This window comes from Achromobacter insolitus, from assembly GCF_002209555.1.
Taxonomy (GTDB): Bacteria; Pseudomonadota; Gammaproteobacteria; order Burkholderiales; family Burkholderiaceae_B; genus Achromobacter; species Achromobacter insolitus.
In genome coordinates, this window is sequence record NZ_NJIF01000006.1 from 22,980 (window position 1) to 46,429 (window position 23,450).

Annotated in this window: 23 protein-coding genes; 12 read left to right on the plus strand and 11 right to left on the minus strand. The window is 65.9% G+C overall.

Annotation, left to right across the window (positions count from 1 at the left end; genetic code table 11):
* Window positions 1-19: 19 nt before the first annotated feature.
* The 4 genes from CEY08_RS19345 to CEY08_RS19360 all read right to left on the minus strand — a co-directional run bounded on the left by CEY08_RS19345 (window position 20) and on the right by CEY08_RS19360 (window position 4,388).
* Window positions 20-2,488: a TonB-dependent receptor gene (locus tag CEY08_RS19345; RefSeq protein WP_076815234.1), complete on the minus strand. Its 2,469-nt coding sequence runs from the start codon at window positions 2,486-2,488 to the stop codon at window positions 20-22.
* A 96-nt stretch (window positions 2,489-2,584) separates the two neighbouring features.
* On the minus strand, window positions 2,585-3,574 hold the full coding sequence (locus CEY08_RS19350; protein WP_076815236.1) for a FecR domain-containing protein: 990 nt from the start codon (window positions 3,572-3,574) through the stop codon (window positions 2,585-2,587).
* Window positions 3,544-4,062, minus strand: coding sequence for a sigma-70 family RNA polymerase sigma factor (locus CEY08_RS19355; protein ID WP_063640209.1), 519 nt, complete (start codon window positions 4,060-4,062; stop codon window positions 3,544-3,546). The genes CEY08_RS19350 and CEY08_RS19355 overlap by 31 nt, the downstream gene beginning before the upstream one ends.
* An 83-nt stretch (window positions 4,063-4,145) precedes the next feature.
* The gene (locus CEY08_RS19360; RefSeq protein ID WP_042794921.1) at window positions 4,146-4,388 is read right to left on the minus strand and encodes a hypothetical protein; all 243 of its coding nucleotides are present in this window, start codon (window positions 4,386-4,388) and stop codon (window positions 4,146-4,148) included.
* Window positions 4,389-4,632: 244 nt separating this feature from the next.
* On the opposite strand from CEY08_RS19360, the gene CEY08_RS19365 reads away from it, so the two are divergent.
* The gene (locus CEY08_RS19365; protein ID WP_076815238.1) at window positions 4,633-6,708 is read left to right on the plus strand and encodes a PTS sugar transporter subunit IIC/EAL domain-containing protein; all 2,076 of its coding nucleotides are present in this window, start codon (window positions 4,633-4,635) and stop codon (window positions 6,706-6,708) included.
* Here CEY08_RS19365 and CEY08_RS19370 read toward each other — a convergent pair.
* The gene (locus CEY08_RS19370) at window positions 6,701-7,582 is read right to left on the minus strand and encodes a prohibitin family protein (protein ID WP_042797309.1); all 882 of its coding nucleotides are present in this window, start codon (window positions 7,580-7,582) and stop codon (window positions 6,701-6,703) included. The genes CEY08_RS19365 and CEY08_RS19370 overlap by 8 nt on opposite strands.
* A 415-nt stretch (window positions 7,583-7,997) precedes the next feature.
* Between CEY08_RS19370 and CEY08_RS19375 the strand changes: the two genes are divergently transcribed.
* Together CEY08_RS19375 and CEY08_RS19380 are read left to right on the plus strand one after the other, a co-directional pair.
* The gene (locus CEY08_RS19375; RefSeq protein ID WP_076815241.1) at window positions 7,998-9,062 is read left to right on the plus strand and encodes a M4 family metallopeptidase; all 1,065 of its coding nucleotides are present in this window, start codon (window positions 7,998-8,000) and stop codon (window positions 9,060-9,062) included.
* Window positions 9,059-9,388: a protealysin inhibitor emfourin gene (locus tag CEY08_RS19380; protein WP_042794923.1), complete on the plus strand. Its 330-nt coding sequence runs from the start codon at window positions 9,059-9,061 to the stop codon at window positions 9,386-9,388. The genes CEY08_RS19375 and CEY08_RS19380 overlap by 4 nt, the downstream gene beginning before the upstream one ends.
* On the opposite strand, the gene CEY08_RS19385 is transcribed toward CEY08_RS19380, so the two are convergent.
* Entirely contained in the window at window positions 9,312-10,598 is a 1,287-nt protein-coding gene (locus CEY08_RS19385) for an MFS transporter (protein ID WP_063960267.1), read from the minus strand. The genes CEY08_RS19380 and CEY08_RS19385 overlap by 77 nt on opposite strands.
* Before the next feature lie 80 nt (window positions 10,599-10,678).
* Here CEY08_RS19385 and CEY08_RS19390 point away from each other — a divergent pair, with 80 nt between their 5' ends.
* Window positions 10,679-11,476 carry an AraC family transcriptional regulator gene (locus CEY08_RS19390; protein WP_076815243.1) on the plus strand — a complete coding sequence of 266 codons (798 nt, stop codon included), beginning with the start codon at window positions 10,679-10,681 and terminating at the stop codon, window positions 11,474-11,476.
* Here the strand turns inward: CEY08_RS19390 and CEY08_RS19395 are convergent.
* Window positions 11,469-11,846, minus strand: coding sequence for a DUF4148 domain-containing protein (locus tag CEY08_RS19395; RefSeq protein ID WP_076815244.1), 378 nt, complete (start codon window positions 11,844-11,846; stop codon window positions 11,469-11,471). The genes CEY08_RS19390 and CEY08_RS19395 overlap by 8 nt on opposite strands.
* A 267-nt stretch (window positions 11,847-12,113) precedes the next feature.
* Here CEY08_RS19395 and CEY08_RS19400 point away from each other — a divergent pair, with 267 nt between their 5' ends.
* From CEY08_RS19400 to CEY08_RS19410, 3 genes are read left to right on the plus strand one after another with little or no spacing between them, the layout of a single operon-like run.
* Window positions 12,114-13,631: an MFS transporter gene (locus tag CEY08_RS19400; protein WP_076815246.1), complete on the plus strand. Its 1,518-nt coding sequence runs from the start codon at window positions 12,114-12,116 to the stop codon at window positions 13,629-13,631.
* Between the two features lie 15 nt (window positions 13,632-13,646).
* Window positions 13,647-14,702 carry an HlyD family secretion protein gene (locus CEY08_RS19405; RefSeq protein ID WP_076815248.1) on the plus strand — a complete coding sequence of 352 codons (1,056 nt, stop codon included), beginning with the start codon at window positions 13,647-13,649 and terminating at the stop codon, window positions 14,700-14,702.
* Window positions 14,699-16,168, plus strand: a complete 1,470-nt coding sequence (locus CEY08_RS19410; RefSeq protein WP_076815250.1) for an efflux transporter outer membrane subunit — start codon at window positions 14,699-14,701, stop codon at window positions 16,166-16,168. Before CEY08_RS19405 ends, CEY08_RS19410 begins: the two co-directional genes overlap by 4 nt.
* Here the strand turns inward: CEY08_RS19410 and tam are convergent.
* Window positions 16,140-16,913 (minus strand): trans-aconitate 2-methyltransferase, encoded by a 774-nt coding sequence (tam, locus tag CEY08_RS19415; RefSeq protein ID WP_076815253.1) that lies wholly within the window; start codon window positions 16,911-16,913, stop codon window positions 16,140-16,142. The two genes, CEY08_RS19410 and tam, sit on opposite strands and share 29 nt — an antisense overlap.
* A 126-nt stretch (window positions 16,914-17,039) precedes the next feature.
* Window positions 17,040-18,038, minus strand: a complete 999-nt coding sequence (locus CEY08_RS19420; protein ID WP_042794930.1) for a TerC family protein — start codon at window positions 18,036-18,038, stop codon at window positions 17,040-17,042.
* A 107-nt stretch (window positions 18,039-18,145) separates the two neighbouring features.
* Here CEY08_RS19420 and CEY08_RS19425 point away from each other — a divergent pair, with 107 nt between their 5' ends.
* The 3 genes from CEY08_RS19425 (at window position 18,146) to CEY08_RS19435 (ending at window position 20,190) form a co-directional block, all read left to right on the plus strand.
* Window positions 18,146-19,039, plus strand: a complete 894-nt coding sequence (locus CEY08_RS19425; protein ID WP_042797311.1) for a LysR family transcriptional regulator — start codon at window positions 18,146-18,148, stop codon at window positions 19,037-19,039.
* 84 nt (window positions 19,040-19,123) lie between these two features.
* Window positions 19,124-19,522 (plus strand): hypothetical protein, encoded by a 399-nt coding sequence (locus tag CEY08_RS19430; RefSeq protein ID WP_042794931.1) that lies wholly within the window; start codon window positions 19,124-19,126, stop codon window positions 19,520-19,522.
* A 50-nt stretch (window positions 19,523-19,572) separates the two neighbouring features.
* Complete coding sequence (locus tag CEY08_RS19435) at window positions 19,573-20,190, plus strand: hypothetical protein (protein ID WP_082884545.1); 618 nt, start codon at window positions 19,573-19,575, stop codon at window positions 20,188-20,190.
* 6 nt (window positions 20,191-20,196) lie between these two features.
* Here CEY08_RS19435 and CEY08_RS19440 read toward each other — a convergent pair whose 3' ends face one another.
* On the minus strand, window positions 20,197-20,598 hold the full coding sequence (locus CEY08_RS19440; RefSeq protein WP_042794933.1) for a hypothetical protein: 402 nt from the start codon (window positions 20,596-20,598) through the stop codon (window positions 20,197-20,199).
* A gap of 146 nt (window positions 20,599-20,744) precedes the next feature.
* On the opposite strand from CEY08_RS19440, the gene CEY08_RS19445 reads away from it, so the two are divergent.
* A complete protein-coding gene (locus CEY08_RS19445; RefSeq protein WP_076815255.1) occupies window positions 20,745-21,326 on the plus strand; it encodes an XAC2610-related protein in 582 nt (193 codons plus the stop codon).
* 63 nt (window positions 21,327-21,389) lie between these two features.
* Entirely contained in the window at window positions 21,390-22,433 is a 1,044-nt protein-coding gene (locus tag CEY08_RS19450) for a histone deacetylase family protein (protein WP_063640196.1), read from the plus strand.
* Here the strand turns inward: CEY08_RS19450 and CEY08_RS19455 are convergent.
* Window positions 22,421-23,320 carry a LysR family transcriptional regulator gene (locus tag CEY08_RS19455; RefSeq protein ID WP_076815257.1) on the minus strand — a complete coding sequence of 300 codons (900 nt, stop codon included), beginning with the start codon at window positions 23,318-23,320 and terminating at the stop codon, window positions 22,421-22,423. The genes CEY08_RS19450 and CEY08_RS19455 overlap by 13 nt on opposite strands.
* Window positions 23,321-23,450: the final 130 nt, after the last annotated feature.

Sequence of the window (23,450 nt, forward strand, 5' to 3'; positions counted from 1 at the left end):
AGAGACAAGCAAGATACCGTCAGAAGTCCATCGACGCGGAGAGCATCAGCGTGCGCGGCACGCCCTGGGAAATCGTGCCGTACGAAGCCACGCCCGACCAGTAGGCCCGATTGAATACATTGACCACATTGGCCCGCAGCGTGAGGTCCTTGCCATAAACCTTGGTGGCGTAGCGCGCCCCCACGTCGAAAGTGGTCCACGACGGCACCGACTGGGTGTTGGCCTGGTTGATGTACTCGCTGCCGGTATGCATCACGCTACCCGTCAGGGTCAGGCCCGCCACCCAGGGCGTATCCCATTCCGCCCCCAGGTTCACCGACACCTTGGGCACGCCCACCGGCCGGTTGCCCACCACGGCGCTATTGCCGGCGCGTGTCAGTTCCGCATCCAGCAAAGTCACCCCGCCCAGCAAGCGCAGGCCGCGCCATGGCTCGCCGGCCAGATTGAATTCCAGACCGCGATTGCGTTGCTCGCTGTCCACGCCGTAAACGCCATTGGTCAACTGGCCGCTGGGTTTAGTGATCTCGAAGGCGCTCAGGGTCAGCATGGCGCTGTCCAGATCCACCTTCACGCCCACTTCCTTTTGCCTGGCCTTGTAGGGTTTAAAGACCTGGCCCGCATTGGAGGCCGTGGCGGGCGCCACGTCGCCCTTGCTCAAGCCTTCGATGTAGTTCGCATACAGCGACACATTGCTCCAGGGCTTGATGACGATGCCAGCAAGCGGCGTGGTCGCCTTTTCGTCATAGCTGACCGTGCGGGCGCCAGTCGCGGCGTTGAAGTTACGCGATTCGATACGCTGCTGGCGCACGCCCAAGGTCAATTGCGCGCGCTCATCCAGGATGCTGAGCGTATCGGCCAGCGCCAGGCCGGACAGGTCCGACGAGGCGATCTTGGGCACGCTGGCCGGCGCCGGAATATGTTGCTCGGGCCGCGTGATCGGATGGTAGATGTTGGAAGTAAGCGGCGTTCCCAGCACGCTGGCCTGGGAGTTCCGGTCGCTGTACAGACTGCCCATGAAGCTGATGGCATGACGCACGGGCCCGGTGTCCAGCTTGGCGCGCAGCCCGGCGTTATAGGTGCTGCGGTCGACCTGAAATCGGAAATTGTTCGGCGTGACGACGGTATCGCCGTCCGCGTTGACGATGGTCGGCGTCTGATCCGACAAGCGCGCAACGCTGGTATCCGAGCCGCCCGCGTCGGCAAATACCGTCAGGCGATCACTGATGTCGTACTCAATCCGCAGCAGCGCCGATTGGCCATCGGACTTCCACCAGCCCCAGGGCTGGGTAGCATTGCGCCGCCCGTCCGCCGCGTGGGGTACATCGATGCCCGCGGCCACCAGGAAAGGCCGCGTGGGAGCGTCGATCTTTTCCTGTTGCGTCAACAGGTCCAGAGAGGCGCGCAAGCGTTCGCCTTGATAATCCAGCGACAAGGCGCCGATGTCGGTGCGCGAATACAGGTTGTCCAGCGGGGTATCGCCCTGGCGGTGCATGCCGTTGACGCGCACGCCCCATTCTCCATCCGTGCCGAACCGGCGGCTCAGGTCCACCCGCGCACCGAATTGCGAATCCCCCGCATAGTCGGCGGACACGCGGCTCAGGTCCCGCGGCAGCGCCCGCTTGGGCACCATGTTGATCACCCCGCCCACCCCGCTGTTGGGCGACATACCGTACAGCAGCGCGGCCGGTCCTTTCAGGACTTCGATCCGTTCGATGTAATCGGTAAAGACGTGATAGTTGGGCGCTACGCCATAAACCCCATCAAAGGCGATCTCGCCCAGATTGCCTTCGCCGATGGGAAAGCCCCGGATGTAGAACGAGTCGGTCACCCCGCCTATCTGGCCGGTGAAACGCACCGAGGGTTCGACGTTCAATGCGTCGGCCAGCGTCACCGACTGGCGGTTCGCCATCAAGTCCGAGGTGTAGTTCGTGACATTGAAGGGCGCATCCATCACATCGCGGTTGCCCAGCAACCCCAGCCGGCCGCCCCTGGCAACCTGGCCGCCTTCGTATTCTGCCGGCAATGCAAAGGGGGCTGCCGCGCTGCCTGCCACGGTGACTGCCGGCAGCACGGTGGCCGACTCCTCCGCCCCCGCCGGTGGCAGCTTACGCAGGGAATAGGCGCCGCCGCCCTGTTCCGACAAGGCGTAGCCCGATCCGGCCAACAAGCGGGAAAAACCTTCCTGCACCGTATAAGCGCCGTCCAGTCCGTTGCTGCGCAGGCCAGACACCAATGCTGGATCGAACGACAGCGGCACTCCGGCAACGGCGGCAAAGCGGGCCAGCGCATCGCCCAAGGGTCCGGCGGGAATCGCATAGGACTTGCGCGCAACAAGGCTCGCGGCATCGGCAGCCATCGCCTGAGGCAGAGGTCCCCCCGCAGCCAGCAATGCCAACGCCACGCCGGCAGCCCGCGCCATTGCCGCTGGCAACGCCAGGCCGGCAGTATCACGCGCCAGACGTGGCGAACGGGAGATTCGGGAAACCATGAAGCTATCCTTCGTAAGGGTCTGGGTGGCGCGCGATTCGCGGCGATTCACCCGGTACACCGGACGAAGCGAAAAAAAGTGTCAGTCGGTCCGCGATTAATTTGTAACGCCGGAGCGGGGAACGATCGTCGTCCAGTACGGCGTCATCCGGCTCACCCTCACGGGCAAGGTCTTTTCCAGCAACCGCAAGCTGGCATCGGTGTCGTTCAACGGGAACGCTCCGGACACGCGCAGCCCCGCTACCGACGGATCGCAGCGCAGTACGCCCGGGCGATACCGGCCCAGCTCGTCCGCCAGATCAGCCAGCCGCCAATTGCGGACGGCAAGCATGCCCTGCTCCCATGACGCAGCCGAGGCGTCCGCCAGGACCGCAGGCTGCACCTCGCGCCCGTCGAAGACGGTTTGCTGTCCGGCTGGCAGCACCGTCGCGGCGCCAGCCGCGGCGATGGGCCGGATCTCCACCGCTCCCTCGAACACCGCAACAAGCACGGCGCCGCCTTGGTCACGCACCAGAAAGCGCGTGCCCAGCGCGCGTATGGCGCCTTGGGTCGTCCGGACGATGAAGGGGCGCCGTAGCTGCGGAGAATCGCGGCCGGTGGTAAGCAGGATTTCCCCGGCGCGCAACCAGACGATGCGCTGTTGCGCGGTGTAGTCGATATCGACCGCGCTGGCGGTATTCAGCATCAGCTGCGTGCCGTCGGCCAATCCCATGCGCCGCTGTTCGCCCGTGCCGGTGCGCGCATCCGCGCTCCACTCGCGCCAGGGAAGGTCGCGCCAGCCTAGCCATGCCGCGGGTCCCAGGATCAGGAGCCCGGCAAGCGCCCGCATGGCCTGGCGACGGCCCGGGCGATCCAGCCGCCGCAGGGTATCTCCCGCGATCCCTGGCGGAACCTGGCCGAATCCACGCAGCATTTCCTCGGCACGCTGCCAGGCCACAGCGTGCGCCGCGCTGCGGCCGCGCCAGCGAGCGAACGCCTCTTGGTCGGACGGCGACAAGGTCTCGGACTGGAAACGCACCAGCCAGCCGGCCGCTTCCTTCAGGATGGCGGGATCGATCACGCCTCGACCTGGCTTGCAATCAGGCATGCGGTCAGCGCGGCCTGCATATGACGCTTGACCGTGGACAACGACACGCCGAGGCCTTGCGCGATTGCGTCATAGCCCATGCCGTCAAATTGCGACATCAGGAAGATTTCGCGAGTCTTGGAGGACAAGGTCCGCAGTGCCGCATCGACGGCGCGCAGCGTCTCCAGGATCAAGGCACGAGCCTCTGGCGACGGCGCCTCATGCTCCGGCAATTGCGCGACAGCCGCCAGATAGGCTTCTTCCAGCGCCCGGCGGCGCCAGTGATCCACCACCAGGCCCTTCGCGATATGGGTCAATAGCGCTCGCGGCTCGGTCCCTGCATCTGTTCTACGTCGACCGGCCATCAACCGCACAAAGGTGTCGTGGGCAAGGTCTGCGGCGTCGAAGGAATTTCCCAGTTTCTTGCGCAACCAGACCGACAGCCAGCCATGATGGTCACGATAGAGTTGCGCGACATTGTCGGCGGGAGGGGAGTCGGGCGAAGACAAGGCGCACCTGTCGATAGAATGCAAATAGGAACTGTTTTCATTCTATCGCATCCGCAACCGGCAATGGGCGCGTGCCGGCGCCGCTAGTAATCCATCGGAATGTGGCTCTGCGCGGCCCTCAGTTCCTGTATGTGGCGTTCGGCCTCTTCCTTCTCGACGGCGGGCGGCAAGGGCCGCCAGCTCACCATGTTGCCGGGCGTCTTCACCGGCATCCAGCCCAGCACGCTGTAGAGCGTGATGGCCGTGCATCCTGTGTCGTACCGCGTTTCGTAATAACCCTGCCGATCCGGCTTGGTATCGCCGGACATCCAATCCAACTGAGACATCCATGTCTCCTCATTCTGAAGCTTGTAGTCCCGCACCGGACGAACCGTCCCCGATGGTATAGCGGCTATTTCCGTCCGTGCTGCCACCTTGCGCCCGCTTTGCAATTCTTGATAGAGGGGAATCCCTGAGACGAGGCGAGGCGTCGATTGCTAAACCAGGAAATCCGGGGATAGGATGTGGCAAAACATTTTTACAAACCCAGGAGCGGAGAGATTCGCTTGCACGGACTCTGGGCGAACCGCCATGTCGAAACTGGCCCTGATGCGTTATCCGAAAGATCGGCTGGCCGCGCTGGCGGGCGCCAGCGCCTTGCGCGCCATACGCGAAGGCCTGCTCTGGACGCTGCCCTGCCTGTTGATCACGGCGCTCTTCCTCGTCCTGTCCGTCATCGCCCGCCAACTGGGCCTGCCCGCGGCCCTTGTCGACTTGCTGACCGGCGTCCACGACAAGCTATCGGGCATCATGCCGATCCTGGCGGGCACCTCCATCGGCTACATGCTGTCGTTCCGCCACCGCGTGCCGCACCTGCCCACCGCGTTCCTCTGCCTGTCCTACGTCATGATCGCCGAAGGCCTCATGGCGCCCTATCCCCAGGCCGCCGCCACGCTGGTGCTCTTCATCGCCATCATCTCGCCCCTGCTCACCGTGCCCTTGATGGCATGGCTGCACCGCCGCCGCTGGACCCAGCTGGCGCCCGACGGCGTGATCAGCGAAAACGTCCGTGACACGCTGAACATGGTGGTGCCCGGGCTGCTGACGGCCGGCCTGGTCGTGCTGGCGCTGTCGGCCGCGCTGCAGATCCCCGCCGTCGCGCAATTCAATATTCCGCTGGGCCTCGCCTCGCTGGATAGCCCTTTCACCTCGGGCGCGCTGATGGCGGGGCTCAATTCCCTGCTGTGGTTCTTCGGCATTCACGGCTATCACGCGCTCACGCCTCTGATGAGCGTGATGGATCAGGCGGCCATGCTGAATTCCGCCAGCCAGTCCGCCGGCTATGAAGGCATGTATGCCTTGAACAGCACATTGCTGGGCGCCTTCGTCTTCATCGGCGGGTCGGGCGCAACGTTGTCGCTGGTGGCAGCCATCCTGGTGTTCGCGCGCAGCGAGCCGCTACGCGTGCTGGCATTGGCCAGCCTGCCGGTCGCGTTGCTCAACGTGAACGAGATCCTGCTGTTCGGACTGCCCCTGATCCTGAATCCGCGTTTGCTGGTTCCGTTCATCCTGGCGCCAGTCACGAACGTCATCCTGGCGCTGGGCGTGGTGCAGATGGGGTGGCTTCCCTCCGCGTCGACGGCCCTGCCCCTGACCTCGCCCGTGCTGTTCAACGCCTATGTCGCCGCCGGCGGCAGCCTGGGCGGCGTGGTCCTGCAGATCGTGCTGATCGCCATCGGCACCTGCCTGTATGCGCCCTTTGTCGTCGCGCTGGAACGCCAGCGCCAGGAAAGCGGCACCGTCTACTTCAAATCGCTGGACACGACTTTCACCCGGCTGCAGGAAGAATCGTTGCTGTACGCCCATGATCCGGTCGTGCAGACCTACGCGGACCGCGCGCGCCGCAATGCCGAAAACACGCGCATCCGCGCCATCAGCCAGTACGACTTCCATCTGGAATTCCAGCCTCAGGTCTCCTTGCGCAGCGGCCTGTGCACCGGATGCGAAGCGCTGTTGCGCGCCACCGGTCCGGACGGCGCGCGGCAGACCCCGCTGGAGTTCCTGCGCTGGCTCGCGCAGGCCGGACTGATGCGGGAAGTGGATCTATGGGTGGCCAGACAGGCGGTGCAGCAATGCCTGCAGTGGCGCAGGCATGATTTCGCGCTGCCGATGACCATCAACGTCACGGCGGGCACACTGACTTCAGAAGACTATCTGGAAAAGCTGATCAAGGTACTGGCGCAGGCCGACGGACAGATCTCGGTGGAACTGACCGAAGACGCTCTGGTGGAGGACACCCAGGCGCTGCACACGGCCTTCGACCGCCTGCATGCGATCGGCGCCCGGGTCTACATCGATGACTTCGGCACGGGCTATTCGGCCTTGAGCTACCTGCACCAGTTCGAGATCGATGCGGTCAAGATCGACCGCAGCTTCGTGGTGGCGCAAGACAGCGACAGGGGCGCGCTGGTCCTGACAGGCCTGCTGCGCTTTTGCGAAGCGCTGAACCTGCAGATCGTGGTCGAAGGCGTGGAAACCGACCAGCAGTTGAAGGCGCTGCAATCCCCTGCCGAGATCATCGTGCAGGGGTGGTACTACAGCAAGGCCTTGCCGGGCGGCAGCCTCATGGACTACGCGCGCCGGCGGGAAGCTGCCGCGCCTACTTGATGCCGATGAACGGCAAGGCCGCGTTAGGCACCTGGGTGGTCGGCAACACGCCATCCCACTTTTCCACCGCGTTCAGGCTGACCAGATTGGTGTTGGCGGCCAGGGCTTCGGCCTTGGCGCGGATCGCGGCCGCTTCGGCGTCGCCGCGCATGCGGATGCCATCGGCCTCGGCAGTGAACTGTTGACGGCGCGCATCGGCTTCCGCCTTGGCCTTGACCACCTGGATCTCCGCGTTGATCATCGCCGTTTCCTTTTGCTGGCGGGTCGTCTCGATCTGCACCTGCGCCAGCATGCGCTGCTCGATCGAGTGCTCATAGGCCTGCGAAAAACCGACTTCCTCGATCTGCACGCCCACCACCTGCACCGGCGCGCCTTCCATCGTCTTGAGCACGGCCGTGTTCACGTCCTGGCCCAGCTTCTGGCGCTCCTGGATGGCGCGCACCGCGGTGTACTGGCCGAACACGTTCTTCACCGAGTCAGGCGTCTTGCGCTCCAGCACGCGCATCTGCAGGTTGCTGATCGTGCCGTACTCCGAGTACAGCTCGGCCACGTGTTCCGGCGGCACGCGATAGGTCACCGATACGCGCAGAGTGGCTGGCTGCTGGTCATAACTGTAGGCTTCCAGTTTTTCAAACACGAACGTGTGATCGCGCACCGATACCGTCATCACGTTGTCGATAAATGGCGTCTTGAAGTCCAGGCCCGGTTCGGACACGCGCACCAGCTTGCCGTTGCGCAGCACCACGCCGCGCTCGCCCTGATCGACCTGGAACCAGGAGTCGAAAGCCAGGAACAGGATCAGCAGGAACAGTATCGCCGTGATTACCGCAATCTTGAAACTGCGCGGCTTTACCGCGCCAATCGTCTTGACCATCTGGATGTCTGTCGGCTTCACTTCGAATCCCTTTCTGATTTTGAACGTTTACGGTCCGAGAGCACGGCGGCGATGCCGCGCGCCAGCAAATAGGCGACCACGGCCGCCCCAACCAAGATCAGGAAATACCTCATCGCGTGTTCCCCCCGGAAAATAAGCAGGGGATTCTATCGCGAGTGGAAGTCAAACGAATTGTGGCGATTGTTGCAGCAAGACCAACGCCACAACCATCGCAACCGACCTGCTCGCAAGAGCGCTTCTATCAGGTGTCGGGCGCGCCTGGCGACGCAACGCGGCGTCTAAAGTTCCTAGCATCAGGCCGCACACTGTTACGTCCCTGCGGCGGGTCTATCTGCTACCGTTGAATCGCCTCGCGCCGCGGCCCTGGCCCCGGCGCCCACGACGGAGACCGCGCATGCCACGTCCTTCCGAGTCCGCGCCGTTGATTGGCGTGATCCCCCCGTACATGCTGGATCGGCTGGCGCAGCATGCCGACTCGCGGGTCAGCATGCCCGCGGTCAAGACGCTGATCATCGACCAGCAACAGCGCAGCTTGCGCGAAATGGCGGTGCAGCCGCCACGCGCCAAGCCCGCTCGCCCCAAAAAGGCGTCCCCCGCCGGCACGCCCCAGCGCGCCGTGCACGACGCTGCCAATACCACCACCCTGCCCGGAAAATTGGTGCGTGCCGAAGGTGCCCCCGCCAGCAACGACGTGGCGGTGAACGAAGCCTATGAGCACCTGGGCGCGACCTACAAACTGTTCTGGGATGTCTACGAGCGCCATTCAATCGACGGCCAGGGCCTGCCTCTTGTCGGCACCGTGCATTACGGCGAAGACTACGACAATGCCTTCTGGAACGGCGCGCAAATGGTGTTCGGCGATGGCGACGGCGAAGTGTTCAACCGCTTCACCGTCGCGGTGGACATCATCGGCCATGAACTTACGCACGGCGTGATCGATGCCGAGGCCGCGCTGCTCTATCAAGGGCAATCCGGTGCGCTCAACGAATCCCTGTGCGATGTCTTTGGCGCGCTGGTCAAGCAATACACGCTCGGCCACGATGCGCGACAAGCCGACTGGCTCGTGGGCGTGGGGCTGTTCACACCCAAGATCCGCGCCCGCGCCCTGCGCTCCATGGCCGAGCCGGGCAGCGCCTACGACGATCCCCTGCTGGGCAAGGATCCGCAGCCCGCCCACATGGACAACTATGTGGACACGCCGAGCGACAACGGCGGCGTGCACATCAATTCGGGCATCCCCAACCGCGCCTTCTACCTGGCGGCCACCGCGCTGGACGGCCCCGCGTGGGCCGGCGCTGGCCGCGTCTGGTACGACGCACTCTGCGACAAGCGCCTGCGCCACGACGCCGACTTCGCCCAGTTCGCGAAGCTGACCGTGGCAGTGGCTGCGGAACGCCATGAGGCGGCCGTGCGCGATGCTGTCGCCCGCGCCTGGGCCGGCGTAGGAGTCAAAACATGATCGAACTGCCTTCGCTGGACCTGGCTCTCTTGGTGCGCCTGACCCGCGAAGGCGGGCTGGCCTATGTGCCCGCGCTGGCGCAACCGCGCAGCATCGACCTCGTGACCTGCCCTCCCGGGCTGAGACAGGAGGTCTGCGACGCCCTGCAACGATCCGCGCCTGTCGCCGTCCCGCGCTGCGCGGACGCTGGCGGCGACCAGCGCTACTTCCACGTGGAAGTCGTGTACGAAGGCGACGACATTGCGGACATCAGCTTCGACGTGCCGGAGACCGACGCGCCCGAGCCGCTGGTGCGTTTGTGGAAAAGCCAGGTCCAAGGGGTTTGAGCGCGGCATCGCGGTATCGCCCGATCTGGATGGCGCGGCCGGCGTACAAGCCGGTGGCCGCCATGGCCAGGCTCAGGACCGCGCACAAGCCGAGCGCCATGCTCCAGTTTCCCTGGGCATCATGCAGTGTGCCTGCCAGGGCCGGGCCGCAGGCCGCGAACAGATAGCCGACGCATTGCGCCATGCCCGACAGCGCCGCCGCCTGCTGCGCATGGCTGGCGCGCAAGCCCACGAACGCCAGGCCCAGGATGATGCCGCCTCCCGTACCCAGACCCATCAGGACGATCCACAGCGTCGCCCAGCCAGGCGCGGCGATAAGGCCCGCGAACGCGACGAACGAGGCCACGGCCGAGCAGAACGCGGCGCTGCGCTGATCCTTCAAGCGCCGCACCACCGGAGCCAGGAACAAGGCGGGAACGGCCGACATGAGTTGCAGCAGGCCGTGCAATGCGCCGGCGCGTTCAGCCGTATAGCCGGCGTCGCGCAAAATGGCCGGCAGCCAGCTCACCCCCACATAGAACACGAAGGAATTGATGCCAAGGAACAGCGTTACCTGCCACGCCAGGGCAGAGCGCCACAGGCGGTCGCCATGCGGCGCATGCGCCGTGCTTGCCGCGGGCGCGGTGTGCTTGGCCAATTGCGGCAGCCACAGCAAGGCGCTGGCCACCGGCACCAGCAGCAGGCAGCCCGTGGAAAATCGCCACGTTGCCTGAGACAGGTCTGCCAAGGGTATGGCAATGGCGGACGCCAGACCCGCGGCCAGGCTCATGGTCAGCACATAGGCCGAGGTCAGCCCCGCGACCTGCTGCGGAAAATCGCGTTTCAGCAAGCTGGGCAGCAGCACGTTGCCGATGGCAATGCCGGAGCCGATGACCGCCGTGCCCAGGAACAGGCTCCAGGCCGGCCCCAGCGTGCGCACGGCAATGCCCGCCGCCACAAGCAGCATGGCCGCGAACAAGGTGCGCTCCAGGCCGTGGCGGCGCGCCAGGCCCGCCGCGAACAGCGACACCACGGCAAAGGCAAGCAGCGGCAAGGTAATCAGCATGCCGGCAGCCGTGGCGCTCAGCCCCAGCTGTTCGCGGATCATGCCGGTCAGCGGCGGCACGCCGGTTATGGGCGCGCGCAGCGCCATGGACATGCAAAGAATGCCTGCGATCAACAGGATTGGATTGCGGACGGGATGTTGGGTAGGGATGGGATGCGAATTCATGCCTCAAGCTTACGCATCGCCGCCTCAGCCGAATTTCGAGATAATGACAACTTATCCTTAAATTCAGCCAACCCGTTCCTATGCATCGACTGGATGAGCTCGCGCCGTTTTTCGATTCCGATATCGACTCGCAGTGGCCCTATGCGATGCGCGTGCACGCGGACGAAAACGACCAGGAGTCCCCGCCCCATCGCCACGCCATGGGCCAGCTGGTGTTGTCCATGCAGGGCGGCGTGACCTGCTCGGTGCCCCAGGGTTTATGGATGGTGCCGCCGCAATGCGGGGTCTGGATTCCAGGCGGCGTGCCGCACAGCAACCGGGTCACGCAAAACGGCCGGGTGTGCTTCTTGTTCGTGCCTCCTGACGCGCCCGGCCTGCCGCGCCAATGCTGCACGTTGGCCATCACGCCCTTGGTGCGTGAGCTGGTCGCCCATCTGGCGGACCTGGCCCCGGAAGAGACGGCGACTGCCGCCAACCGGAAGCTGGCCGAGGTACTGGTCGAGCAATTGGCACGCATGCCGGCAGAGCAGTTGCATCTGCCCATTTCGGACCATCCGCGCCTGCGCGAAATTGCCGACGCCCTGAACGCCACCCCCGCCGATCGCAGCACCGTGGCGCAGTGGGGCAAACGCGTCGCCATGAGCGAACGCACGCTGGCGCGCCTGGTGCAGCAAGAGCTCGGCATGAGCTTTGGCCGCTGGCGCCAACAGATGCACATCATCCAGGCGCTGCAACGGCTGTCCGCGGGGGTCTCGGTCCAGCGCACGGCGGATGACCTGGGCTACGAATCCGTCAGCGCCTTCATCACCATGTTCCGCAAGGCCCTGGGGAAGACGCCCGCCCGCTATTTCGCGGATAAGGCGGACGGGCTCAATTGACGGCGGGCGGATAGTCCAGCTCGCCCGACTTCATCAGGCCGCGCATGCGCGCCTCGCGCATTTCCGCGGCCGCCTGTTCACGGGTCTTGTCAGACACGGATCGCGGCGTCGGCGGATAGTCCAGTTCGCCGTGGGTGACCAGCCCCGCCGCGCGCGCGGCGTCGAGTTCTTCGCGCACCTGCTGGCGAGTTTTGGCTGCGCCCATCGGCAGGTCCACCGGATACTGCTGTTCGCCGTAGGTGACGAGGCCGGCTGCCTTGGCCTCCAGCAATTCGGCGCGCACCTGTTCGCGGGTCTTGCCTTCTGCGTGCGCCACGGCGGCGGCAAGCGTCATGCTCAGCGCCAGTGCGGAGAGTCGGAATGTATTCATGAAATCCTCTGCGGTTAACGAGTGCTGCATTATTCGTTCGCCGCCCCGCCCGGATAAATCCCGCAAGACGCAATCCAAGGTTGTGCCGCGCGCAAGCCTCGCCGCGCCCGGCGCCGCGGCGTTCAGCCTTGCGCTGGACGCAAGGGTGGGTTGAGCCGCGCATGGTTTTTCCCGTCCCTGCATCTCCCTAGACTGAGTAGCTCCTGTTATCCAAGGACGCTATTCCATGTTGTCTTCTTCATCTCCAGGCGGGAGCGGCCAGCGATCATGACGGCCGCCGCTCCTTCCGCCCCGCCCGCCGCGGCGGCCTTCGGCTGGCGCATCCTGACCGGATTGCTCGGCGTGCTGCTGGCGGTGATCCTCGCCGGGCTCAACGAAAACGTGACCAAGATGGCGCTGCCGGACATCCGCGGCGCGCTGGGGCTCAGCTACGACCAGGGCACGTGGTTCGTCGCGGTCTACGCCGCGGCATCGGTATGCGCCATGGCGTTTGCCCCCTGGTGCTCGGTCACGTTTTCATTGCGCCGCTTCACCCTTGCAGCGCTGGCGGGTTTCGCGCTGTTCGGCGCGCTCTGCCCGTTTGCGCCCAACTTGCCCGTGCTCTTGATCTTGCGCACGCTGCAGGGCCTGGCCGGCGGCGCGCTGCCGCCCATGCTCATGACCGTCGCCCTGCGCTTCCTGCCCCCCGGCATCAAGCTTTACGGACTGGGCGGGTACGCGCTGACCGCCACGTTTGCGCCCAGTCTGGGCATCCCGCTGGCCGCCTTCTGCACCGAAGTGCTGGGTTGGCGCTGGGCCTTCTGGCTGATCGTCGGTCCCGCGGCGCTCGCCGGCTACGCCGTCTGGCGGGGCCTGCCCCAGGATCCGCTCAAGCTCGATCGCCTGCGCCTGTTCGACTGGCGCGGCTTCCTGCTGGGCGCGCCGGCGCTTTCCATGTTGGTCATCGGCCTGTTGCAGGGCGACCGGCTGGACTGGCTGAATTCACCGCTGATTGCCGTGCTGCTGGGCGGCGGCGGCGTGCTGATGGTGCTCTTCATGATCAACGAATGGTCCCATCCGCTGCCGTTCTTCAAGATCCAGCTTTTGCGCAACCGCAACCTGAGCCATGCCTTGCTGACGCTGGGCGGCGTGTTGATCGTGCTGTTGGGCGTGATCCTGATCCCTGCGACATTCCTGGCGCAATTGCGCGGCTACCGCCCGCTGGAAACCGCGCCGGTGCTGCTGACCATGGGCCTGCCGCAGTTGATCGCGCTGCCGTTGGTGGCCGCGCTGTGCAACCTGCGCCAGGTGGATTGCCGCTGGGTGCTGGCGGCCGGGCTCGGGCTGCTGTCCTTGTCCTGCCTGCTGGGGTCGCAACTGACGCCCATCTGGTCGCGCGAACAGTTCTACCTGCTTGAAGCCGTTCAGATCTTCGCCCAGCCCATGGCCGTCATCCCGCTGCTGATGCTGGCCACCGGCGGCCTGGCGCCGCAGGACGGTCCCTGGGCCTCGGCCTGGTTCAACACCATCAAGGGCTTCGCCGCCGTGGCCGCCACCGGCCTGCTGGACGTCCTGACCACCTCGCGGCGCAACTACCACTCCAGCATGCTGGCAGACCAGTTGGGCAATTTTCCGCTCCGCGCGGAGGGCGAAAGCGTGGCCGCGCTGTCGCGCCGCATCCAGGAGCAGGCCGCCGTGCTGACCTCCGCGGACCTTTATCTGTGCATGGCCGGCGTGGCCGTGCTCCTCATCCTGCTGATCCCTTTCGTCGCCACCCGGATCTACCCTCCGCGCGCAGCGACCTGAACTCGAGTCAATACCATGCCTTTTCCTCTTTCACGCGCTTCTCTTCCACGCGCCGGCGCCCTGGGCGCGCTGATCCTCCTGGCCTATGCAGGCTGGTCATGGTCCGCCACCGGCGCCGCCGAATCCACCGACGACGCCACCATCGTCGCGGATCACACCATCGTCGCGCCTCAGGTCTCCGGCTTCATCGACGCCGTGCTGGTCGACGACAACCAGGTCGTCAAGCAGGGCCAGCTGCTCGCCCGCATCGACGACCGGGACCATCAAGCGGCGTTGGCGGCCGCAAGCGCCGACCTCGCGGTGGCCGTAGCACGCTTGTCGGACGCTTCCGCAACACTGGAACGCCAGCAGGCCGTTATCGACCAGGCCCTGGCGGTCACTCGCGCCGACCTCGCGGACATACGCTATGCCGAGAGCGAGGCCCAGCGCCACCGCAGGCTGGCCAGCGCAGGCGCCGGCACGCAGCAGGCCTTTGAACAGGCCAGGAGCCGGCTCGACATGGCGCAAGCGCGCCAGGCAGAGCATACGGCCACGCTACAGGCCGCGCGCAAGCAGCGCGAGGTGCTGGCGGCCAATCGTGAAGCCGCGCAGGCCGGGTTGCTGCGCGCGCAGGCCCTGAAGGATCGCGCCGAGCTCAATCTGTCGCACACGCAGGTCGTGTCCCCGATCGATGGCATTGTGGGCCGGCGTTCGCTGCGCGTGGGCGCCTACGTCAGCCCGGGCACGCCGATCCTCGCCGTGGTGCCGCTGCAGCAAGCCTATGTGGTGGCGAACTTCCGCGAAAAGCAGTTGACCCGCATGCGTCCGGGCCAGCCCGCGATCATCACCGTCGACGCTTACCCGGATGCTCGCCTGCACGGCCGGGTGCAGAGCATCGCGCCGGCGACGGGCCTGAGCTTTTCACCGATCGTCCCGAGCAATGCCACCGGCAACTTCACCAAGGTAGCGCAACGCCTGCCCGTCAAGATCGTGCTGGATGCGCCGGCCGAAGGCGCGCCGCCGCTGCGGGCGGGCATGTCCGTCGAAGCCGTGGTCGACACAGGCGCCGCGGCAGAGGAGTCCGCACGATGAGCCCGCGCCAGCTTGCCAATGTCGCGCTGGTCTGCGCCCTGCTCGCCGCGGGGGGTTGCGCCGTGGGACCTGACTATCAAGCGCCTCAGCCGCAATTGCCCGCGCAATGGCGGATGCCCGATGCGTCCGCCGCGGCCAGCGTCCCCGTCTCGCAAAGCGTAAACACATCCTGGTGGGATAGCTTCGGCGATCCTGTCCTGAGCGCGTTGATCGCCGAGGCGACCGACGCCAACCTGGATATACGCATTGCCCACGAGCGCCTGCTGCAAAGCCGCGCGGCGCTGCGCGTAACCGAGGCCGACAGCCTCCCCAGAATTAACGCCGGTGCAAGCTACAAGCGCGGCCAGAACAGCGAGGTCGGCCTGTCCGACCCCTCCGGACGCCAGGGAAAGTCCTCGTTCAATCTGTGGCAGGCTGGCGCGGACCTCAGCTGGGAACTGGACCTGTGGGGCCGCGTGCGGCGCGAAGTAGAACAGGCTGGGGCCCAATCCCAGGCGGCGCTGGAGGCGCAACGCGGCGTGGTGCTTGCAATCCGAGCCGAAACGGCGCGCAACTACATCCTGCTGCGCGGCGCGCAAAACCAGCTCGACGTGCTGCGCCAGACACTCGCCAACGCCGAACGCAACCTTGCGCTCACCCAATTGCGCCAACGCGAAGGCGTGGCCACCGAGCTGGACGTGTCGCAGGCCGACGCGCAGGCCGCGGCCATCGAGGCCGCGGTGCCGCCGCTGGCGCTGCGCATCGACCAGTTGATGAATGCGCTGGCGCTGTTGCTGGAGCAACCGCCCGGCGCGCTGCGGGAACGCCTCGCGGCCATGGCCCCGATACCGGGCGGCCCGGTGCAAGTGCCCGTGGGATTGCCCAGCGAACTGGCCGAACGCAGGCCCGATATCCGCCGCGCGCAAGCCGATCTGCATGCGGCCGTGGCGGCGATCGGCGTGGCCGAGGGAGACTTCTATCCCCGCATCACGCTCTCAGGCAACCTCGGCCTGCAGGCGCTGCAGCTGCGGGACCTCGACACGGACAACGCCGGCATCTTCGGGGTCGGCCCGGCGCTGCAGATTCCGATCTTCCAGGGAGGCCGCCTGCGGGGCCGTCTGCGGCTGCGCGAATCGCAGGCTCAGGAAGCCGCGCTGCTGTATCAACAAACGGTACTCAATGCCTGGCACGAGGTCGATAACGCCATGACCGCCTATCAGGCGCAACAGTTGACCCGGACCAGTCTGGAGCGCGCGTCCGAAAGCGCCCGCCACGCGCTGCTCAACGCCCAACGCCAATATGCCGCGGGCGCATCGGACTTCGTGAACGTGCTCAGCGCGCAAAATGCGGTCCTGGCCAGCGACCAGGCCCGCGTGTCCACCCAGGCCGCGGTGTCCCTGGTGCTGGTAGACCTGTACCGGTCGCTGGGCGGCGGCTGGGAAGCAGCGGCCGCCGGCCTCAACCCTGCTTCGGCCCCGCAACAATGAACAGCCGCGGGAACGGCAGCAACACGGTGCCGTCGGCCATTGCTGGATACGCCTCTTCGATCAGGGACTGATAGCGGGCCAGGAAACTGGCCTGCCCGGCCGCATCCAGACGGTCGAGATAGGGCCGCAGCGCGGTGCCCTTGAACCATTCCACCACGGCCGCCGCGCCGGCAAGCGGATGGTGATAGGTCGTACGCCAAACGTCGAGCAAGCCGCAATGCGGCTTGAGCAATTCGTAGTACCAGGCGGCGCTGTGCCGCGGCGGATGCTTGAAGCCGCCAATAGCGGCCGCCCAGGGAGCCTCGCCGGCCACCTGGCGCGCCAGCCGGTGCGCGGGCTCCTCCAGGTTGTCGGGGGTCTGCACCGCTAGGCTGCCGCCTGGCGCCAGCTTGCCGACCAGGCGGGGATACAGCGTCGCGTGGTCTGGCACCCATTGCAGCGAGGCATTCGCCAGGATCACATCGTAGGTGCCGGCGGGATCCCACGCGGCGATGTCCGCGAGTTCGAATTGCATCGCCGGCAGGCGCTTCCTGGCGGTCTGGATCATGTCCTCCGAGCTGTCCATGCCGCTGACCTCGGCATCCGGGTATCGGCTCGCCAACACCTCGGTGGAGTTGCCTGGGCCGCAGCCCAGGTCCACCGCGCGCCTGACCTGCTGGTTGGGCAAGGCGGCGACCAGGTCCCGCACCGGGCGGGTGCGTTCGTTTTCAAAGGCGGAATACTGTTTGGCGGACCAGCTGGTCATGACGGCTCCTTGCGGCATAGGGATTGCCCAGCACTCTACGCCGGCCGCATGGACGCGACAAATCCCAAAAAATGCGCCCGCCATATCCATCGGATATGGCGGGCGTGTCAGAACGGGACCTGAGGGTTACTCAGCCGCCAGCTCACGCTTGGAAGCGTCCGCCCGGGTTTTCCACAGCGAGAACAGCACGCCGCCGAGGATCAGGCCGAAGGTTACCGACAAAGACAAGGCCGCCGGCACCTTGCCGATGAAGCCGACCAGGAAGATCTTGCCTCCAATGAACACCAGCACCAGGGCCAGCGCGTACTTCAGGTAGTGGAAGCGGTGGATCATCGCGGCCAATGCAAAGTACAGCGCGCGCAGGCCCAGGATGGCGAAGATGTTGCTGGTGTACACGATGAAGGGGTCGGTCGTGATGGCGAAGATCGCCGGCACGGAATCCACCGCGAACAACAGGTCCACGAATTCGATCAACACCAGCGCCAGCAACAGCGGCGTGGCCCAGCGCACCTTCTTGGACGTGGCGGGATCGGTCTCCATCACCCAGAACGCGTTGCCGCGCAGCCCTTCCGTGACGCGCATGCGGCGCTTCAGGAACTTCAGGATCGGGTTGGACGCGATATCGGGCGTCTGGTCCGCGATCATCCACATCTTGATGCCGGTGAACACCAGGAAGGCGCCGAACAGATACAGCAGCCAGCCGAAGTTGCTGACCAGGGCCGCGCCCAGGCCTATCATGATGGCACGCAGGACGATCACGCCCAGGATGCCCCAGAACAGCACGCGGTGCTGGTACTGGCGCGGGATCGCGAAGAAGCTGAAGATCAGCGCGATCACGAAGACGTTGTCCATCGACAACGACTTTTCGATCATGAAGCCCGTGTAGTAGGCCATGCCGCTGGCGGCGCCCATCTGCCACCAGACCCAGGCTCCGAAAAGCAGCGCCGCGGTGATGTAACCGGCAGAAAGCAGCAGGCTCTCGCGCACGCCGATCTCGCGATCTTCCTTGTGCAGCACGCCCAGGTCAAAGGCCAGCAAGGCGACCACGATGCCGATGAATAGCAGCCAGCTCCAGGCCGGTGTGCCGAAGAAATCGGCGGAGAGTAAGGTGAGCAAGGTGTCCATGATGTTCCCGCTTGTGTTCGAAGGGGCTCATGATCCAGATCCTGGCCGCATGGAGAAATCAGCCTGAAAGTGAGTTAAGGTTCGAAAAAACCGAAGTGATTCCTGCCATGCTCAATTATCGACACCTGTACTACTTCTGGATGGTCGCCAAGGAAGGCGGATTTTCCCGTGCTGCCGAAAGGCTGGACATGGCAATCCAGACCATCAGCGCGCAAGTGCGCGAACTGGAAAAGAACCTGGGCCACCAGCTGCTCAAGCCGGCCGGTCGCGGCGTGGCGCTGACCGACGCGGGAGAAGCCGCGTTCGCCCGCGCCGAAGAGATCTTCCAGATCGGCCAGATGCTGCCCCAGGAGGTCCGCGCCGCCGCCACCAAGCCCGTCATACGCCTGTCGGTGGGCCTGTCGGACGGCATTTCCAAGCTGGCCGCGCAGGCCCTGCTGGGCCCGGTGCTGCACACGCCGGACCTGCGCCTGACCTGCCACGAAGGCGAGGTCGAGGAACTGCTGGGCGAACTTGCCCAGCATCATCTGGACCTGGTGCTGGCCGGCCAGGGCGCGCCGGCCAACCCCAACCTGCGCTTGACCAGCGACCGCCTGGTGTCGTCGCCCGTGGACTGGTACGGCCCCGCCAAGCTGGTGCGCAAGGCGGACACGCAGGATTTCCCGAATTGCCTGGAACGCCTGCCGGTACTCCTGCCCACCGGCCATTCCGTGCTGCGCCAGACGCTGGACCGCTGGTTTTCCGAACAAGGCATCTATCCCAACGTGGTCGGGGAATTCGAGGACAGCGCCCTCATGTCGGTATTCGCGGCCCGCGGCCTGGGCGTATTTCCGCTCAGCCGCCTGGGCGGCGGCGACATCGGCGTGTTGCGCGGCTTGCGACCCCTGGCGCGGTGCGACGACGTGCACGAGGAAATCCACGCCATCCGCAACCGCCGCGGACAGCACCATCCGCTAGTGCAGATTGTCCTCGCCAAGGCAAAAACTTCGGTTTTTTCTTAATGTTTGTCACAACCACGCTGGTTTTTCAGAAATAGAATCCGCCTTATCGTGGACCCTCTTTTGAAATATCGGAGTACCACCTCAATGAAAAAGATCATCTGGCTCGCCTTCGCCGTGCTCGCCGCGCTCTGGACCGGGCTGGTTGCGCTGACGCTGCAGCTGACCAACTGGGTCCTGTCGACCATCGCCACGACCCAGGTGCCCGGCACGGCGCTGGACACGTCGCAATGGGTGCCGCCTGCCTGGGCGGCCGCCTGGGTCGACCCCGCCTGGCTGCAGACGCTGCAATCGGGCCTGGTCTGGGCCGCGCAGGGCCTGAATCAGGTGCTGCCCTTCGCCGGCAGCCTCGGCACGCTGATCTCGGTGCTGGCATGGATCTTCTGGGGCTTCATCATCGTCGGCCTGCTGGTGCTGGCGCTGATCCTTCACTGGCTGGCCGGCAAGCGCCAGCAAGACCCGGCGCCTGGCCGCCAAGTGGTGTAATAGGGCAGCAACGCGGCAACCCGGCGCGCTGCAGTCTCTAGGAGCGTGCCGTGTCCACCGTCCATTCCCCTGTCCCGATGTTGCTGGCGGCCCTGCTCGCCCTGGCCGCCACGACCGCGCAAGCCCACCCCACGCGCGCCCCGTACGGCGTCGAGGTGTGCACGGTCACGGGCACCTCCGGGGAATACAGCGTGCGCGTGCGCAACACGGGGACCGCCCCCCTCGCCCGCGCCGAAGTCAACGGCGTCAGCCTGGACTCCAGCGGCCACCCCGCCGGACCGCTCACCGTCAACCTGACCGATATTCCCCCCGGCAAGTACAAGACCGCGGTGCTGGGACGCCCCGGCAATGGAGCCGCGTTGGTCAGCATTGCCACCTACGTGACCGCCAACGGCACTGAAACCCATCAGCAGGATCTGTTCGCCGGCAAGGTGGCGCATGTCTCGCCGGGCTCCGCCTTGCAATACACGCTGGCGCCCCTGGCCGTGCGCGGCTGGACCGTGGCCTATGGCACCAGGCAGGATCCCAAGCTGGAAGCAGGCAGCGCCGTGCTGCTGATCTATCCCGTCACCCTGGGCAAGAAGCGGGACGCGACGCGGCCGGATGCGGGGCGCGCGCCTGCCGACGTGGTGCCGCTGGCGCCCTGCGGCGCGGCCAAGGCATCCTGAGCCTGCTCAAGTTCCGCTGAGCAGGTCGCGTTCGTTCAGGAGCGCGTAGACGATTTCGGGCCGGTTATCGAAGCCGCGGCGGATGGCGGCGGGGATTGCCGTTCGTGTCTTGCGGCACAAGCCGGGCAGATCGTCGAGCTGGATCGCGATGCCGCGCGACGTGCGCACCTCGTTATCGCTGGGAATGATGTGAATCACGATCCCCAGCTGCGCGTGGATGCGTCCCTGCATGGCGCGCAGGTCCTCCAGGCTGGAAATGTTCTCCAGCCGCGCCACCAGGCGCTTTTCCTCTTCCTTGGTCAGCCGGAGCACCCGGATGTCCGCCGAGGGATCGGCAAGCAGCCGGTCACGGTCGCACACGCATGCGCCCGGCGGGCATTCTTGGCGGATGGGAAACGGAAAATTCATGGCGGGCGGCGCGCGTCGCTGCAATCTTGCGTATCCTGGAATTCTACCCAGGATCTCCTGCCGCCTGCCCGGCGGCAAGTCCTGGTTTCCCCGCAAGCCGCTGCGGCATAATGCCTCACCGAATTTACGGCGCGGAGGCTGCCCGCATGAAAGGTTTCCTGTCCATGGCCGCACTGGTCGCCCTGGCCGCGTTGAGCCAGGACGCGGCCGCGCGCGATTACTCCTATACCGTCCGGCCCGGCCTGTCCGCGGTCGTGACGATTACCGACTTGCCAGGGCAGCGCCTGAGCGCCCGCATCGCCGATGGCCCGGCGCAGGAAATCGCGAACCTGGGCGGCGACGAGGAGGTCGACCAGTTCCAGGACGTGGACGTGGACCATGACGGCTACCGCGACTTCGTCATCGGCCAGACTGGTGGCGGCACGCAAGCGATATCGCGCATATTCCTGTACCGGCCGCAGAATGGGCGCTACCAGGAAGTAACACATCCCGATGCGGCGGCCAGTCCCTGCCACGGCTTCGTCAACCCGGATTTCGACGCCGCCAAGCCCGTGTTCTCCGTGGCCTGCCGCTACAGCGCCGACACCTACGGCTTCGAGGTATACCGGGTGTGCCCGGACGGCTCGGCCCAAGCCGTCTCCTGGACCCGGCGCGAGGGCGAATCCGAACAACGCGTCCCGCATCCCGGCTCCAAGGGTGGCAATTGCGGGCAACGACCCGGTCGCTAGCGGCCACGGCCGCTATAGTTGCGCTTCCGCCTTCCAGGCTCTACGTCCGAGGACACCCCTGCCGTGCTGATTTTCCACAATCCTGTCCATGAAAAACACGCCGGCCGGCAGGAAATGTTCCGCGGCAAGCTCGTTCCCTGCCATGAAACCCCGGCGAGGCTGGAGTTCGTGCTGCAGGCACTGCATCAGCGCGGCATCGGAGAGTTGCGCGCGCCGTCGGTGGTGGACCTGGACCTGGTCAAACGCGTGCACACGCCGCGCTATGTGGATTTCCTCGCCCGTGCCTGGCACGATTGGATCGCGCTGGACCCCGCCAACGCCGCGCTGGATATCCTGCCCTCGATCTGGCCCGTGCGCGGCTTTCGCCACGATATCGAACCCACCAACTTTGCCGCGCGTGTCGGCCTGTTTTCGTTCGATAGCGGCTGCCCGCTGACCGCCGGCACCTGGGAGGCAGCCACCGCAGGCGCCGCCTGCGCCATCGACGCAGCGCGCGCCGTATCCGCCGTGGGCGGCCCCCGCGCGGCCATGGCGCTCACGCGCCCGCCCGGCCACCATGCGGGGCCGGATTTCTTCGGCGGCTATTGCTTCCTGAACAACGCGGCGCTGGCGGCCCAGGCGTTGCGCGACGCCGGCGCCGAGCGCGTTGCCATCGTGGACGTGGACTACCACCACGGCAACGGCACCCAAAGCATCTTTTACGAACGTGCCGACGTGCTGACCGTGTCGGTCCACGGCGATCCGACCACGGAGTATCCCTTCTACCTGGGCTACGCCGACGAACGCGGCGCGGGCGCGGGCACGGGCTGCAACCTGAATCTGCCGCTGCCCGCAGGCACTGGTTTTGCGGCCTGGACACAGGCGCTCGAGCAAGGCTTGGCCGCCGTCCGCGCCTTCAAGGCCGATGCCGTCGTGATCGCGCTGGGCGTGGATACGTATGAAGGCGATCCCATTTCCAAGTTCCGGCTCAAGAGCGCCGACTACCTGCGGGTGGGCAGCCTGCTGGCCAGCCTCGGCCTGCCTGCCGTCTTCACGATGGAGGGCGGCTATGCCGTGGCGGACGTCGGTATCAATGTAGCCAACGTGCTGGAGGGCTACGCCGCCTGAGCGCTTGCGCACATCCGTTGCCACATTGCTTCCACCGCGGGACGCGAATCGGCCCGATCCTTGAACGCCAGGATCGATACCTCGATGTCCCACAACCGGCTGGCCAGCGGTGCAAGATCCGCCGACGCCAGCCGCTCCAGCGCGCTATCCGCCAACCAGGCAACGCCTAGCTCCTGGGCGGCCATGTCGCCCAGCACGTCCGACATTTCGGCCTCGAACACGCGCACGCCGTGCAACGGCGCCGCGGCGCCTTCGATGGCGGCGTCGATCAACCGCCCGAAGTAGACATTGGCCGAGTACATCAGCAAAGGCACGGGGTGGGCTGCCGTGCCGGGCAGGTCCAGGCCCGTGCGCTCAATCAGGGCGCGAGCGGCGTAGGGCCGTATCAGTTCGCGGCCCAGGGTCACGCAGTCATAGCGCGCGGGATCCAGCGGCAGAGGCTGGGCGACCTGGTGGAAACAGACCAGGAAGTCCGCCGCGCCCGAGGTAAAGGCCGACACGGTATCGTGCACATTACCCGTCTGCAGGCTGCAACTGAGCAGCTTGCCTTCGCTCCATGCCTTCCACCACTTGGGCAGATGTGCGGTTGCCAGCGCGTACGAAGTCGCCAGGCGCAGCTGGTTCTGGGCCGGCACCCCCGCAATGCCCGCCCGCGCTTCCGCCAGCTGGTTGATCAACTCTATCGCCGCGCCGCGAAAGCGCTCGCCCGCTTCGGTGAGCTGGGTCGGGAATGCCGTGCGGTCGATCAGTCGCGCCCCCGCCCAGTTCTCCAGGCTCTGGATGCGGCGGCTGAACGCGGCCTGCGACAGATTGCGCGCCTCGGCGGCGCGCGTGAAATTGCGCACCTCCGACAGCGTGATGAAGTCCTGCAACCACCGGGTATCCATAGTGCTCCTTGCATCATGCGTAATCCGCATCGGCCATGCGCGCGGCGCATCGGCGCGCATGCTTAGTTCGCATTGGACGATGCCCGCGCCCTGCCCGACACTGCGGCCATCGGTTCCGCATTGGAGCCCA

What these genes read in the sequence shown, in the direction of transcription:
- CEY08_RS19345 (WP_076815234.1), bottom strand. Translation starts at nt 2,488, where the DNA reads ATGGTTTCCCGAATCTCCCGTTCGCCACGTCTGGCGCGTGATACTGCC.
- CEY08_RS19350 (WP_076815236.1), bottom strand. Translation starts at nt 3,574, where the DNA reads ATGCCTGATTGCAAGCCAGGTCGAGGCGTGATCGATCCCGCCATCCTG.
- CEY08_RS19360 (WP_042794921.1), bottom strand. Translation starts at nt 4,388, where the DNA reads ATGTCTCAGTTGGATTGGATGTCCGGCGATACCAAGCCGGATCGGCAG.
- CEY08_RS19365 (WP_076815238.1), top strand. Translation starts at nt 4,633, where the DNA reads ATGTCGAAACTGGCCCTGATGCGTTATCCGAAAGATCGGCTGGCCGCG.
- CEY08_RS19370 (WP_042797309.1), bottom strand. Translation starts at nt 7,582, where the DNA reads ATGGTCAAGACGATTGGCGCGGTAAAGCCGCGCAGTTTCAAGATTGCG.
- CEY08_RS19375 (WP_076815241.1), top strand. Translation starts at nt 7,998, where the DNA reads ATGCCACGTCCTTCCGAGTCCGCGCCGTTGATTGGCGTGATCCCCCCG.
- CEY08_RS19380 (WP_042794923.1), top strand. Translation starts at nt 9,059, where the DNA reads ATGATCGAACTGCCTTCGCTGGACCTGGCTCTCTTGGTGCGCCTGACC.
- CEY08_RS19385 (WP_063960267.1), bottom strand. Translation starts at nt 10,598, where the DNA reads ATGAATTCGCATCCCATCCCTACCCAACATCCCGTCCGCAATCCAATC.
- CEY08_RS19390 (WP_076815243.1), top strand. Translation starts at nt 10,679, where the DNA reads ATGCATCGACTGGATGAGCTCGCGCCGTTTTTCGATTCCGATATCGAC.
- CEY08_RS19395 (WP_076815244.1), bottom strand. Translation starts at nt 11,846, where the DNA reads ATGAATACATTCCGACTCTCCGCACTGGCGCTGAGCATGACGCTTGCC.
- CEY08_RS19400 (WP_076815246.1), top strand. Translation starts at nt 12,114, where the DNA reads ATGACGGCCGCCGCTCCTTCCGCCCCGCCCGCCGCGGCGGCCTTCGGC.
- CEY08_RS19405 (WP_076815248.1), top strand. Translation starts at nt 13,647, where the DNA reads ATGCCTTTTCCTCTTTCACGCGCTTCTCTTCCACGCGCCGGCGCCCTG.
- CEY08_RS19410 (WP_076815250.1), top strand. Translation starts at nt 14,699, where the DNA reads ATGAGCCCGCGCCAGCTTGCCAATGTCGCGCTGGTCTGCGCCCTGCTC.
- tam (WP_076815253.1), bottom strand. Translation starts at nt 16,913, where the DNA reads ATGACCAGCTGGTCCGCCAAACAGTATTCCGCCTTTGAAAACGAACGC.
- CEY08_RS19420 (WP_042794930.1), bottom strand. Translation starts at nt 18,038, where the DNA reads ATGGACACCTTGCTCACCTTACTCTCCGCCGATTTCTTCGGCACACCG.
- CEY08_RS19425 (WP_042797311.1), top strand. Translation starts at nt 18,146, where the DNA reads ATGCTCAATTATCGACACCTGTACTACTTCTGGATGGTCGCCAAGGAA.
- CEY08_RS19430 (WP_042794931.1), top strand. Translation starts at nt 19,124, where the DNA reads ATGAAAAAGATCATCTGGCTCGCCTTCGCCGTGCTCGCCGCGCTCTGG.
- CEY08_RS19440 (WP_042794933.1), bottom strand. Translation starts at nt 20,598, where the DNA reads ATGAATTTTCCGTTTCCCATCCGCCAAGAATGCCCGCCGGGCGCATGC.
- CEY08_RS19445 (WP_076815255.1), top strand. Translation starts at nt 20,745, where the DNA reads ATGAAAGGTTTCCTGTCCATGGCCGCACTGGTCGCCCTGGCCGCGTTG.
- CEY08_RS19455 (WP_076815257.1), bottom strand. Translation starts at nt 23,320, where the DNA reads ATGGATACCCGGTGGTTGCAGGACTTCATCACGCTGTCGGAGGTGCGC.